Here is a 13,459-nt window from a genome sequence, read left to right on the forward strand (position 1 = left end):
GGCAGCAATGGCGCAGGAACAGACGAGGCGTAGCGGTGGCGGGGACGATGACTCCGGTACCGGTCCCGACACGAGTGCCGGCCAGGAACGTCGCGAGAAGCTCGCCGACGACACCGATGACCTCCTCGACGAGATCGACGACGTGCTCGAGGAGAACGCCGAGGACTTCGTGCGCGCCTATGTGCAGAAGGGCGGCCAGTGAGCGATCCGGTCACCTCGCTCGGTCGAGATCTCTCCTCGTTCTCCGATCATCTCCGGCGTAATGCGCCGGAATTGTTGCCCGACAGTCGATTCACCGCCTCGAACGGTGCTGACCTGATCCCGCACGGCACCACCATCGTCGCGGTCAACTTCCCCGGCGGGGTGCTGATCGCCGGTGATCGCCGCGCGACCGCGGGCAACATGATCGCCAGCCGCGACATCCGCAAGGTCTTCGTCACCGACGAGTACTCCGCGGCGGGCATCGCCGGAACGGCGGGCATCGCCGTGGAGATGGTCCGGTTGTTCGCGGTGGAGCTCGAGCACTACGAGAAGATCGAGGGCATCCCGCTCACACTCGACGGCAAGGTCAACCGTCTCGCCGCCATGGTGCGGTCGAATCTCGGTGCGGCCATGCAGGGTCTGGCCGCGATCCCGATGCTCGTCGGCTACGACGCCGACGGTGACGACAACAATGGGGCCGATGAGAACCGTCGGGGGCGCATCTTCTCCTTCGACGTCGCCGGTGACCGGCACGAGGAGTTCGGTGGCTTCCAGGCCATCGGTTCGGGTTCGGTGTTCGCGAAGTCGGCGTTGAAGAAGCTCTACCGTCCCGATCTCGACACCGACTCGGCCCTGTCGATCGCCGTCGAGTCGCTGTTCGACGCCGCCGACGACGACTCCGCCACCGGCGGACCGGATCTGGTGCGCCGCATCGTCCCGACGGCGGTCGTGATCGGTCGCGACGGCGCACAGGAGATCGCCGCCGACCGCATCGAGGAGGCCGCTCGCGCGGTCATCGCGCAACGGACCGCAGCCAACGAGGCCGCTCCGTGGGGAGGCACGGTATGACGTTCCCGTACTACGCCAGTGCCGAGCAGATCATGCGCGACCGCTCGGAGTTGGCCCGCAAAGGAATCGCCCGCGGCCGCAGCGTCATCGTCCTCACCTACGCCGACGGCGTGTTGTTCGTGGCCGAGAACCCGTCGAACGCACTCCGCAAGGTCTCCGAGATCTACGACCGCATCGGGTTCGCCGCGGTCGGCAAGTACAACGAGTTCGAGAGCCTGCGCAAGGCCGGGATCCAGCACGCCGACATGCGGGGCTACAGCTACGATCGCGCCGATGTGAGTGGGCTGTCGCTCGCCAACGCCTACGCCAACACCCTCGGTTCGGTGTTCACCGAGCAGGCCAAGCCGTTCGAGGTCGAACTGTGCGTCGCCGAGATCGGCCCGTTCGGGAGCACGAAACCCGCTCAGCTGTACCGCATCACCTACGACGGCTCGATCAACGACGAGACCCGTTTCCTGGTGATGGGTGGCGCGAACGAGGCCATCTCCACGGCCATGAAGGACGGCTACGTCGCCGACTCCGACCTCGCCACGGCCCTGACGACGGCAGTGGCGGCCCTGGGTTCCCCGGCCGCACCGGCGAACGGGTCCTCGGCCCCGACTCCCGAACCGCGGGTGCTGACCGCGGGGGATCTCGAGGTCGCGACCCTCGACCGCAACCGACCGCGCCGCGCGTTCCGACGTCTGTCGGCCGACGCGGTGGCGGCCATGTTGCCGACGCCGGCGTCGACATCCGATCCTGCCGACGGCGAGTCGACCCCGGAGTAGGACGTCCCGACGTCTCGCCACACGACGGGCCCTCCTCGGCGGGAACCGCCCCGCTCACCCCTGCACCGGTAGGGTTGAGCGAGTGGAACGACGAATCATGGGCATCGAGACCGAATTCGGTGTGACCTGCACTTTTCATGGTCATCGACGCCTGAGCCCGGACGAGGTCGCGCGGTATCTGTTCCGGCGGGTGGTGTCGTGGGGCCGATCGTCGAACGTGTTCCTGCAGAACGGCGCGCGTCTCTACCTCGATGTGGGTTCGCACCCCGAGTACGCGACCGCCGAGTGCGACAGCCTCGTGCAGCTCATCAACCACGATCGCGCCGGCGAACTGGTGCTCGAGGAGCTGCTGATCGACGCCGAGCGGCGTCTCGCCGACGAGGGCATCGGCGGCGACATCTACCTGTTCAAGAACAACACCGACTCGGCGGGCAACTCCTACGGATGCCACGAGAACTACCTGGTGGTGCGTGCGGGGGAGTTCTCCCGCATCTCCGACGTGCTGTTGCCCTTCCTCGTGACCCGTCAGCTGATCTGCGGCGCCGGGAAGGTGCTGCAGACCCCGAAGGCGGCCACCTACTGTCTGTCGCAGCGGGCCGAGCACATCTGGGAGGGTGTCTCCTCGGCGACCACGCGGTCGCGGCCGATCATCAACACCCGCGACGAACCGCACGCCGACGCCGAGAAGTACCGCCGACTCCACGTCATCGTGGGCGACTCGAACATGGCCGAGACCACCACCATGCTCAAGGTCGGTACCGCGGCACTGGTGCTCGAGATGATCGAGGCCGGCGTGGCGTTCCGCGACTTCGCCCTGGACAACCCGATCCGCGCGATCCGCGAGGTCAGCCACGACACCACCGGGCGCCGTCCGGTACGGCTCGCCGGCGGACGTCAGGCCAGCGCGCTGGACATCCAGCGCGAGTACCACGCGCGGGCGGTCGAGCACCTACGCAACCGCAAGCCCGATCCCGAGATGGACCTCGTCGTCGACCTGTGGGGCCGCACCCTCGACGCGGTCGAGAGCCAGGACTTCTCCTCGGTCGACACCGAGATCGACTGGGTGATCAAGCGCAAGCTCTTCCAGCGCTACATCGATCGCTACGACATGGACATGTCGGACCCGAAGATCGCTCAGCTCGACCTCGCCTTCCATGACATCAAGCGGGGCCGCGGTGTCTTCGACCTGCTCTCGCGCAAGGGACTTGTCAAGCGGGTCACCACCGACGAGGCGATCGCCGCCGCGGTCGACGAGCCCCCGCAGACCACCCGCGCGAAACTGCGTGGCGACTTCATCTCGGCGGCGCAGAAGGCGGGTCGCGATTTCACCGTCGACTGGGTGCACCTCAAGCTCAACGACCAGGCCCAGCGCACGGTGCTGTGCAAGGACCCGTTCCGCAACGTCGACGAGCGAGTCGATCGCCTCATTGCGTCGATGTAGGTCGGCGGTGTCTTAGGCTTGGCGGCGATGGCCACCACCAAAGTCGAACGTCTGATGAACCTGGTGATCTGCCTGTTGGCGAGCCCCCGGTTCGTGACAGCTGAGCAGATCCGCAGCAGCGTCACCGGCTACGGCGAGTCGAAGACCGACGAGGCGTTCAACCGCATGTTCGAGCGCGACAAGACCGAACTGCGCGACCTCGGCATCCCGTTGGAGACCGGTCGCGACTCGGCGTTCAGCGACACCGACGGATACCGCATCAACCGCGACGCCTACGAACTGCCGGCCATCGCGCTCGACCGCGACGAGGCCGCCGCGGTCACCATGGCCGCCGCGCTGTGGGACACCCCGACGATGGCCGCCGCGGCCCGCGGCGCGCTGCTCAAACTGCGCGCCGGTGGTGTCGAACTGGGCGCCGATTCGGCCCTCGACGTCGGCGTGCACAGTGCCGCACCCCGATCGATGGGGTCCGAGGCGGTGCTCGCCGCCCTGCTCGCCGCGATCGACCACGGCCGCGGCGTCACCTTCGAACACCGACCGACCCGCACCCGACCGGTGGCCACCCGACACCTCGAACCGTGGGGCGTCGTGACCCACCGGGGTCGGTGGTACGTGGTGGGCCACGACCTCGAGCGCGGCGAGACCCGTACGTTCCGACTGTCACGCATCTCCGAACCGGTGGTCGAGACCGACCAGGTCGCGCACCGTCCCGAGGGCGTCGACCTCCGCGAGGTCGTGGCCGCGGCCGTGGGTTTCGGCGACGGCGCCCACACCCGCTCGGCCACCGTCTGGGTGGCCGATGGCCGCGCGGAGGGGATGCGGCGGTCTGCGGTGTCGTCGGAGCCGCGTGAGCTCGGGGGACGCAGCGGATCGGCACTGCGGATCGAGGGCTGGACCGTCGACTCGCTGGCGCGTCAGGTCCTCGGCGCCGGTGCGGACGCGGTGGTGCTCGAACCGGCCGATCTGCGGGATCGCGTGATCGCCGACCTGCGCACGCTCGCCGCCGAGGTGACGGCATGACCGCCCCCGCGCCGTCGCGCCTGAGCCGCCTGCTGGCGATGGTCCCGTACTTCCTGGCGCATCCGGGCACCAGCGCCGACGAGGCCGCGGCCGACCTCGGGGTCACACCGAAAGAGGTGATGGCCGACCTGAACCAGCTGTGGATGTGCGGTCTGCCCGGCTACACCCCGGGCGACCTCATCGACCTCGACTTCAGCGAGGAGAGCATCCAGGTCACGTTCTCGGCCGGGATCGACCGGCCCCTGCGCCTCACCCCGACCGAGGCATCGGTGCTGCTGGTCGCCCTGCGCGCACTCATCGACATGCGCGGCGTGCTCGACCCCGGCGCCGCGCGGCGGGCGATCGCCAAGGTCGAGCGGGCCGTCGGCAGCGCGCGTGACGCCGGAGATCCCGATGTGCGGACAGGAGCGGGGGAGCCGTCCGACGCCGCCGAGACCACCGACGTCTCCGCTCCGATGGCCGCGGTCCGCGGCGCGGTCCGCGGATCGCATGCGGTGTGGATCCGGTACTACTCGGCATCGCGCGACGCGGTGTCCGAACGCATCGTCGACCCGGTGCGGATCGTGGCCGTCGACGGCAACAGCTACCTCGAGGGGTGGTGCCGACAGAGTGCGGGCATCCGTCTGTTCCGCCTCGACCGCATCGACGAGGCGCGTGTGCTCGACGAACCCGCGGCCGTGCCCGACGAACCCGATCCCGAGGCCACCCTCGCGCTGTTCAACGCCGACCCGCAGCTCCCCACGGCGCTCATGACCATCGATCCGTCGGTCGCGTGGGTCATGGACTACTACCTCATCGAGCCGCTCGACGACGTGGCCGAGACCGCGACCGACACGCCGATCCGGGCGCGGATGGCCTACGGCTCGGAGGACTGGCTCACCCGGTTCGTGCTGGGGTTCGGGGGCCGCATCCGCCTGATGAACGCGCCGGGTGCCGCCGGCGAGGTGACCCGGCGCGCCGCCGACGCGCTGGCCGCCTACGACGGGCCCACCGGGTGACGCGTCGGCTCGGCTGTCGTCCCGCGGTCGCACGGGTCGTGTCCGGTAGCATCGGCAGCAACCAACCCCGGAGGTCTTGACATGGGCGCCATCCAGCCGTGGCACATCATCATCGTGGTGATCGTGTTCCTGATCCTGTTCGGATCGAAGAAGCTCCCGGACGCCGCTCGCGGCCTGGGCCGGTCGATGCGCATCTTCAAGAGCGAGGTGAAGGAGATGCAGAACGACGGCAAGGACTCCTCCGCCGAGACCACCTCGCGTGAGTCCGACGCCGAGGTCGCCCCGCGCCAGATCCCGCCGCCGTCGCCCACCGACGCCACGCACGAGACCGACAACCAGCGTCGCAGCGCCTGATCGAGACGACGGTCGGCTGACCACCAGCGTCGTCCGACCGCGCCGGGGACACCCGGCGAACCGGTGTACCGCCGGCCGCGACGTCCCCGTCGCGGCCGCCACCGACCGTCACGTGAGGAACCGAGACCCGCACCGTGCGCATTCCCCTTGATCCACGCCGTCGACGTGTGAAGGTCAACCCCGACGGCACCATGTCGCTCGTCGAGCATCTCTACGAACTGCGTCGTCGGCTCCTGATCTCGGTCCTGGCCATCGGCCTGACCACCATCATCGGATTCGTCTGGTACTCGTACGGTTTCCTGCACGTCGAGTCGCTCGGCGAGCTCCTGCGTGGCCCGTATTGCGCGCTGCCCGAGAGTGCGCGCGCGACGCTGACGCCCGGCAACGAATGCCGGCTGCTCGCGACCGGTCCGTTCGACCAGTTCATGCTGCGACTCAAGGTGGGTCTCACCGCCGGTGTGGTGCTGGCGTGCCCCATCTGGTTCTTCCAGATCTGGCAGTTCATCACCCCGGGCCTGCACCAGAACGAGCGCCGCTACGGCATGGGATTCGTCGCGGTCGCCGCGACCCTGTTCGTCACCGGCGCCATCCTCGCCTACCTGGTGGTCGCCAAGGCGTTCCACTTCCTGCTCACCGTCGGCGACAACGTCCAGGTCACCGCCCTCGCCGGCGACCAGTACTTCAACTTCATCCTGCATCTTCTCGTCATCTTCGGCGTGAGCTTCGAACTCCCGCTGCTGGTGGTCGCGCTGAACCTCATCGGGATCCTGACCTACGAGCGCCTCAAGGCATGGCGGCGCGGTCTCACCTTCGGTCTGTTCGTCTTCGCCGCCGTGGTGACCCCCGGTTCGGATCCCTTCACGATGCTGGCGCTCGCACTCGCGCTCACCGTGCTCTTCGAGTTCGCCGTGCAGTTCGCCCGCATCCACGACCGCCGCAAGGCCCGCCGTCTCGGCGAGGACTGGGGAGACCTCGACGACGACGAGGCCTCGCCGCTGGACCACCGCCCGGAGAAGGTCGGTGCGTCGACGGTCACCCACACCCCGGCGCCGGTGCGTGCGGGTGAGTTCGATGACATCCTCTGAGGCCGCCGGACCCTGGGACGACGACACCCCCTGGGGCCCCGACGCCGGTGCCCCGATCACCGAGGGCGCCGTCACCGAGGTGGTCGATCGTCCTCGGCTGCGTGAGTTCACCGACCGGCTGTCATTCTCCCTCGACCCGTTCCAGCGGGAGTCGTGTGCGGCTCTCGAGGACGGCCACGGGGTGTTGGTGTGCGCGCCGACCGGTGCGGGCAAGACCATCGTCGGCGAATTCGCCGTCCACCTGGCGCTGCAGGCCGGCACGAAATGCTTCTACACCACCCCGATCAAGGCACTGAGCAACCAGAAGTACTCCGATCTCGTCGCGGTGCACGGCGCCGACTCCATCGGACTGCTGACCGGCGACAGCTCGATCAACCCCTACGCCCCGATCGTGGTGATGACGACCGAGGTCGTCCGGAACATGATCTACGCGAACTCGCCCGCGCTCGACGGTCTGTCGCATGTCGTGATGGACGAGGTCCACTTCCTCGCCGACCGCTTCCGCGGCGCGGTGTGGGAGGAGGTGATCCTGCACCTCGATCCCGACGTGAAGCTGGTCAGCCTGTCGGCGACGGTGAGCAACGCCGAGGAGTTCGGGGACTGGATCAAGACGGTGCGCGGCGACACCACCGTCGTCGTCGACGACCACCGACCGATCCCGCTGTGGCAGCACATGATGGTCGGCAACCGCATCTTCGACCTGTTCGACCAGCGCATCCGTCCCGGCGAACGCCCGCAGGTCAACGGTGAGCTGACGCGCTACATCAAGCAGCGCGAGATGGTGGAGGACCACCAGCGCGCGCACAGCGGTCGGGGTGCGCGTGGACGGCCCCAGCGCGGGCGTCCGACCGGCACCATCTCCCGACCCGACCTGATCGCGCGCCTCGACCGCGACGGGCTGCTCCCGGCCATCGGGTTCATCTTCTCCCGTGCGGGATGCGAGGCCGCGCTCGAACAGTGCGTGCGGTCCGGACTGAACCTCCTCGAGCCCGACCAGGCCGAGCAGGTCGCCCAGGTCGTCGCCCGCTACACCGGCGAGTTCTCGCCGTCGGACCGCGAGATCCTGCGCGTCGACAGCTGGGAGAGCGGTCTGGGGCGCGGCCTCGCCGCCCATCATGCGGGGATGCTGCCGGCGTTCCGGCACGCGGTCGAGGAACTGTTCGTCCGCGGACTGGTCCGCGCGGTGTTCGCGACCGAGACCCTCGCGCTGGGGATCAACATGCCGGCCCGGTCGGTCGTGCTCGAGCGACTCGTCAAGTTCAACGGCGAGTCGCACGTCGATCTGACCCCCGGCGAGTTCACACAGTTGACCGGTCGCGCCGGTCGCCGCGGCATCGACGTCGAGGGTCACGCGGTGGTCGTGTGGATGCCCGGTCTCGACCCGACGCGGGTCGCCGGCCTGGCCGGAGCGCGGACCTTCCCGCTGCGCAGCTCCTTCGCGCCCGAGTACAACATGGCGATCAACCTCATCGGTCGCCTCGGCCTGGCCGGCGCGAAGAACCTCCTCGAGCGGTCGTTCGCGCAGTTCCAGACCGACCGCTCGGTGGTCGGCCAGCACCGACAGATCGACAAGGCGCGCGGTATCCTGCGCAAGATCGACACCGAACTCGTCGGCCGCGCAAGCGGTCTCGGCATCGACCCCGGCCGTCTCGCACCCGACGAGCCGGTCGGTGACGCGTCGGCCTACGACGGTTTCCTCGGATACATGACGCTGCGCGAGGACATCCGCACCCGCGAACGCGATCTGAAGTTCCACAAGCGGATGACCCTGCAGGCCAACACCGTCGACGAGCTCTTCGGCCTCAAGCGCGGTCACGTGATCGGCCTCCACGGGGGTCGTCACCGCGGCCTGGCCGTGGTCATCGAGCCCGCCAACGACCGCCGCGACCCCAAACCACTCGTCCTGTGCGAGGACGGGTGGGCCGGCCGGGTCGGGGTCTCGGACTTCCTGAACCCACCCGAGGTCGTCGGTAACATGCGGTTGCCACGGCAGGTCGACCATCGGACGGGCCGTGGCCGGCGTGATCTGGCCTCGTCGCTGCGCAACACCGGCCTGTCGGTGCCGAAGGGCCGCAACACCAAGCGTTCCCCGGCCGCCGACGACGGCGAACTGGCCGATCTGCGTGCTCGGCTCCGCGCGCATCCGGCGCACGAGCTGTCGAGCCACGACGAGCTGTTCCGTCTCGCCGAGCGTCGCAATCGGTCGCTGCGCGAGATCACGAACCTGACGTCGTCGGTGGACACGCGGACCTCGACGCTGAGCGTCACCTTCGATCGCATCGTGGCCGTGCTCACCGAGCTCGGCTACCTCCTGGCCGACGTCGACGCCGAGGGCGCGCCGCGCATGGTGGTCACCGAGTCCGGGTCGACACTGAGCCGCGTCTACAGCGAGAGCGACCTGCTGATCTGCGAGTGCATCCGTGCCGGCGTGTGGGATGCGTTGACACCGCCGGAGCTCGCCGCGGTCGTGTCATCGGTGGTCTACGAATCGCGGCGCGACACCTACTCCGGACCCGACCTCGTCACCGGGAACCCGACCCTGCGCGAGACCCTGTCGGCGACCCACAAGCAGTGGCGCACGCTGTCGGCCCTGGAGAACCGCCACGGTGTCGGCGTGACCCGCGAACCCGACGCGGGATTCGCGACCGCGATGTACACCTGGGCCGCAGGCCGGTCGCTCGGTGAGGCGTTGGCCGTCGCGGGTGAACGCGGGCGGCCGCTGCCGGCCGGTGACTTCGTCCGGTGGTCACGGCAGGTCATCGATCTTCTCGAGCAGATCCGCATGAGCGCCGGCGCCGAGGGACGTCTGGCCCGGTCGGCGAAGTCGGCCGTGGGGTGCATCAAACGCGGCGTCGTCGCGGTCGAACTCGGCTGATCGCACCCCGCCCGGCGTGGGTGCTCGGGTCCCCGGCGGCGACCGGGGTCTGCGGTATCTTCGGACCGGAGCACCGGCGGTGGACATCGTCGCGCACACGTATCGACTTGCGGAGGGCACCGATGAGCGACCCCCAGAACTCCGGTGGACAGCGGCCGGGCGACGACGCGCCCGGCGCACAGCCCTGGGGACCTCCCGCCTACGGCCAGCCCTACCAGCCGAATCCGAACCCCTACGGCCAGAACGCACCCGACGGCAGCCCGTACCCCGATCAGTACCCACAGAATCCGTACGGTCCACCACCCGGTAGCCCCTGGGGCGCGCCCGCGTCCGGTGGACAGGGGTACGGGACACAGGGCTACGGGCAGCAGGGGTACCCGGACCCGAATCAAGGCGGGCAGCCGAACCCCTCGGCTCCGTGGACACCCCAGTACGGCCAGCAGCCGTACGGCGCACCGCAGCAGACCGTTCCGGGCGGACAGGGTTCCGATCAGTTCGCGTCGATGGGCCGGGAGCCGCGTAAGCGCCGACCGGTGCAGATCGCCGTCGCCGGTGGGATCGTGGCCGTCGTCGTCGTGGTGCTGGCCATCACGGCGTTCGTCGCCCCGGGATTCGCACTCACCAAGCAGCTCTCACAGTCCGCGGCCGAGTCGGGTGTGAAATCGATCCTCGAGAAGGACTACAGCGCGACCGACGTGTCCTCGGTCAGCTGCCCGTCGGGTACCGACGTGAAGAAGGGCGCCACCTTCACCTGCACCGCGACCGTCGCCGGAGCGCAGCAGAAGGTGACGGTGACCTTCCTCGACGACGACGGCACCTACGAGGTCGGCCGCCCCAGCGCCAACTGAGAACGGCGGGACCGATCCCGGTCACGACGTCAGAAGCGGTCGTCCCACCCGAAGGCCTCGGCCATGCGGTTGACCGACGACCCGATGCCCAGTTCGGCCACGAGGGCCGCGAGCGCATCGGGATCGGCCGGCGCCGACGGGACCAGGCCCTCGGTGTCCCCGTCGACCGGAGCGTCGGTCCGCACGAACACGACCGTGCGGGCAGCGGCGAGATAGTCGGAGGCGTCGACGATGGAGGCGCGGATCCGGGGCGAGATCGCCTTGTCTCCGGCTCGTGCCGCCTCCTCGATGCCGTCGAGGGTCTCGAACTGCGCCAACAACTTCGCGGCCGTCTTCTCACCGACACCGGCCACCCCTGGCAACCCGTCGGACGGGTCGCCGCGCAGGATCGCCAGTTCGGCGTACGCCGTGCCGGGACGCCGCGGCGGTACCGAGTAGACGTCGGCCACCTCGCCGGGACCGAACTTCTCCGCGCGGTTCACGCCACGACCCACGTACAGCACACGCACCTCGACCGGGTCGTCGACGACGACCTGCAGCAGGTCGCGGTCGCCGCTGACGACCACGACGGGGTCGTCGGTCTCCGTGTCGGCCAGGGTCCCGATCACGTCGTCGGCCTCGCACCCCGGCGCCCCCGACGACGCGATCCCGGCCGCGGCGAGGACCGACATGATCATGTCGACCTGGGGTGTGAGGGTGTCGGGGACCTCCTCGACGAACTCCTCGCCGTCGGCGGCGGCCACCGTCTCGGCGACGCGGTGCGCCTTGTAGGAGGGGATGAGGTCGACCCGGAACTGGGGGCGCCAGTCGTAGTCGAGGCACACGACGAGTCGGCGTGGGGATTCACGCGTGGCGAGCACCGCGATCATGTCGAGGAATCCACGGACGGCGTTGACCGGCCGCCCGTCGGGTGCGGTCAGTTTCTCGGGGAGCCCGTGGAACGCGCGGAACCACAGACTCGCACCGTCGAGCAGCATCACCGGGGCAGCCATGCACGACACTGTGCCAGATCAGCCCGGGCCCACGGGGCACCGATCCGCGAGGCGTCGTGCGGTGACCTACGGTGAACTCATGACCGATCAACGTTTCCCCGCAGAGGTCTACGCCGAGCGGTTGGCCGGTGTCGCGGCACACGCCGAGCGCGCCGGCGTCGACGCCGTGATCGTGGGCCCCGGACCGGATCTCGAGTACCTGACGGGTTCGCGCGCGAGCACCTTCGAACGACTGACCGCGTTGGTGATCCCGACTGTCGGGGAGAGCTGGGTGGTGGTCCCACGCCTCGAACTCGCCGCGCTCCGCGCCTCGGCGGTGGGGGAGTTGGGGATCGAGACCCGCGACTGGGTCGACGGCCAGGACGCCTACGCACTGGCCCTGCAGGGGGTGGCCGATGACGCCACGGTGGCGGTCTCCGACTCGGTGCCCGCGTTGCACCTGATCCCCATCGCCGATCGCCTGCGGTCGTTCCCCCGGTTGGCGACGCCGATCCTGCGCACGTTGCGGATGGTCAAGGACGACGCGGAGATCGACGCGTTACGACGCGCAGGTGCCGCCATCGATCGGGTACACGCACGGGTGCCGCAGTGGTTGGTCGCCGGACGGACCGAACGCGATGTCGCCGCCGACATCACCGCCGCGATCCTCGAGGAGGGACACACCGAGGCGGCGTTCGTCATCGTCGGGTCGGGACCCAACGGCGCCGATCCCCACCACGAGGTGTCCGACCGGGTGATCGCCGACGGTGACGTGGTCGTGGTCGACATCGGCGGACCGGTGGCGCCCGGGTACAACTCGGACTCCACCCGCACCTACTGCGTCGGTGAACCCGACGCATCGGTCGCCGAACGCATCGCGATCCTCGAACGCGCGCAGCAGGCCGCGGTCGATGCCGTCGCACCCGGCGTCACCGCGCACCAGATCGATGCCGCCGCCCGCGACATCATCGCCGCCGCCGGCTACGGCGAGAACTTCATCCATCGCACGGGTCACGGCATCGGGTTGTCGGTGCACGAGGAGCCCTACATCGTCTCCGGAAGCGACGAACCCCTGCTGCAGGGCATGGCGTTCAGCGTGGAACCGGGCATCTACTTCACCGGCGAATGGGGCGCACGTATCGAGGACATCGTGGTGGTCACCGCCGACGGGTGCGAGCCCATGAACACCCGGCCGCACGGGTTGACCCGCGTCTGACGCGGGTCACCGGGCTCGGCTGCTCACAGATCGGGGCGCGCCAGCACCTCGTCGACCAGGTCCTTCGCGTCCTTCAGACCCAACCCGGGGTGCGCCTCGCGGAGCTGCCGGATCGCGTCGATCCGGTCGTCGGTCCCCGTCGTGACCGCGACGACGTCGTCGAACGGCACCGAGGCGGGATTGACACGCGGATAGGCGAGCGCGGGTCGGCTGCGACCGGTCATCCGTCGATATCCGTTGACACCGATACTCGCCGCCAGCACTACGGAGACGATCGCGAGGAACACTCGGTAGATCGATGGACTGTCGATCGCATCGAACACATAGCAGGCGGCGAGGTAGACGAACGCGACACCGAAGACGACGCCCGCACCGGTGTGGAGGAGTTCGCGGCGTCGTGTCACGCGGTGGGGTCCTCGGCGAACAGTGACTGCGATCCGAGCACGCGGGTCACCTCGATCTCGATGACGACGCGACGCGGGTTGACCTTCGGCTGGCGGTAGCGCAACGCATAGCGACGGACCGCCTCGGCGATGTCATCGGCGTCGCGACTGATGCGGGCGGGACCCTCCAAGGTGAGCCACCGCGGCCCGTCGACGTGCGTGACCGCGGCGTACCCACCCCGGTCGACGTTGCGGACCTTCTGGCTGCCCTCGAAGGTGATGACCCGCGCCAGGCTGCGTTCGGGCTCGTAGGTCACCCCCACGGCGACCGAATGCGGGGTGTTGTCGGCACGCAGCGTGGTGAGACTGGCCAGATGGCGATCGGTGAGGAACTCCAGGGCGGCGGGGGAGAGATCGGCTGCGGTACGGGGCACATGGTCAGCCTATCGAG

The 13,459-nt window shown here is 69.2% G+C and carries 14 protein-coding genes; 11 read left to right on the forward strand and 3 right to left on the reverse strand.

The window, feature by feature from the left end; translation table 11 throughout:
• The first annotated feature begins 7 nt into the window (after positions 1-7).
• From TU34_RS10235 to TU34_RS24490, 10 genes are all read left to right on the forward strand, one after another.
• Positions 8-202: a ubiquitin-like protein Pup gene (locus TU34_RS10235; RefSeq protein WP_045822788.1), complete on the forward strand. Its 195-nt coding sequence runs from the start codon at positions 8-10 to the stop codon at positions 200-202.
• Positions 199-1,050, forward strand: a complete 852-nt coding sequence (prcB, locus tag TU34_RS10240) for a proteasome subunit beta (RefSeq protein WP_045822789.1) — start codon at positions 199-201, stop codon at positions 1,048-1,050. The genes TU34_RS10235 and prcB overlap by 4 nt, the downstream gene beginning before the upstream one ends.
• Positions 1,047-1,817, forward strand: a complete 771-nt coding sequence (prcA, locus tag TU34_RS10245) for a proteasome subunit alpha (protein ID WP_045822790.1) — start codon at positions 1,047-1,049, stop codon at positions 1,815-1,817. The genes prcB and prcA overlap by 4 nt, the downstream gene beginning before the upstream one ends.
• Positions 1,818-1,899: 82 nt before the next feature.
• On the forward strand, positions 1,900-3,258 hold the full coding sequence (gene pafA / locus TU34_RS10250; protein ID WP_150116479.1) for a Pup--protein ligase: 1,359 nt from the start codon (positions 1,900-1,902) through the stop codon (positions 3,256-3,258).
• Positions 3,259-3,285: 27 nt separating this feature from the next.
• Positions 3,286-4,278: a helix-turn-helix transcriptional regulator gene (locus TU34_RS10255; RefSeq protein WP_045822792.1), complete on the forward strand. Its 993-nt coding sequence runs from the start codon at positions 3,286-3,288 to the stop codon at positions 4,276-4,278.
• The gene (locus TU34_RS10260; RefSeq protein WP_045822793.1) at positions 4,275-5,276 is read left to right on the forward strand and encodes a helix-turn-helix transcriptional regulator; all 1,002 of its coding nucleotides are present in this window, start codon (positions 4,275-4,277) and stop codon (positions 5,274-5,276) included. The genes TU34_RS10255 and TU34_RS10260 overlap by 4 nt, the downstream gene beginning before the upstream one ends.
• An 81-nt stretch (positions 5,277-5,357) precedes the next feature.
• Positions 5,358-5,630, forward strand: coding sequence for a Sec-independent protein translocase subunit TatA (tatA, locus tag TU34_RS10265; RefSeq protein ID WP_045822794.1), 273 nt, complete (start codon positions 5,358-5,360; stop codon positions 5,628-5,630).
• Between the two features lie 134 nt (positions 5,631-5,764).
• Complete coding sequence (tatC, locus tag TU34_RS10270; RefSeq protein WP_045822795.1) at positions 5,765-6,715, forward strand: twin-arginine translocase subunit TatC; 951 nt, start codon at positions 5,765-5,767, stop codon at positions 6,713-6,715.
• Positions 6,702-9,590, forward strand: coding sequence for a DEAD/DEAH box helicase (locus TU34_RS10275; protein WP_082080148.1), 2,889 nt, complete (start codon positions 6,702-6,704; stop codon positions 9,588-9,590). The genes tatC and TU34_RS10275 overlap by 14 nt, the downstream gene beginning before the upstream one ends.
• A gap of 122 nt (positions 9,591-9,712) precedes the next feature.
• Positions 9,713-10,438: a DUF4333 domain-containing protein gene (locus TU34_RS24490; protein ID WP_082080131.1), complete on the forward strand. Its 726-nt coding sequence runs from the start codon at positions 9,713-9,715 to the stop codon at positions 10,436-10,438.
• Positions 10,439-10,467: 29 nt separating this feature from the next.
• Here TU34_RS24490 and TU34_RS10285 read toward each other — a convergent pair whose 3' ends face one another.
• Positions 10,468-11,430 carry a 5'-3' exonuclease gene (locus TU34_RS10285; protein ID WP_045822945.1) on the reverse strand — a complete coding sequence of 321 codons (963 nt, stop codon included), beginning with the start codon at positions 11,428-11,430 and terminating at the stop codon, positions 10,468-10,470.
• A 79-nt stretch (positions 11,431-11,509) separates the two neighbouring features.
• On the opposite strand from TU34_RS10285, the gene TU34_RS10290 reads away from it, so the two are divergent.
• Positions 11,510-12,625 (forward strand): M24 family metallopeptidase, encoded by a 1,116-nt coding sequence (locus TU34_RS10290; RefSeq protein WP_045822946.1) that lies wholly within the window; start codon positions 11,510-11,512, stop codon positions 12,623-12,625.
• 23 nt (positions 12,626-12,648) lie between these two features.
• Here the strand turns inward: TU34_RS10290 and TU34_RS24295 are convergent, their stop codons facing one another.
• Both TU34_RS24295 and TU34_RS10300 read right to left on the reverse strand, forming a co-directional pair.
• Complete coding sequence (locus tag TU34_RS24295) at positions 12,649-13,029, reverse strand: ribosomal protein L7/L12 (protein ID WP_052688853.1); 381 nt, start codon at positions 13,027-13,029, stop codon at positions 12,649-12,651.
• Positions 13,026-13,442, reverse strand: a complete 417-nt coding sequence (locus TU34_RS10300) for a pyridoxamine 5'-phosphate oxidase family protein (RefSeq protein WP_045822796.1) — start codon at positions 13,440-13,442, stop codon at positions 13,026-13,028. Before TU34_RS10300 ends, TU34_RS24295 begins: the two co-directional genes overlap by 4 nt.
• Positions 13,443-13,459: the final 17 nt, after the last annotated feature.

The sequence above is a fragment of the Williamsia herbipolensis genome, assembly GCF_000964005.1.
GTDB classification, from domain to species: domain Bacteria; phylum Actinomycetota; class Actinomycetes; order Mycobacteriales; family Mycobacteriaceae; genus Williamsia_A; species Williamsia_A herbipolensis.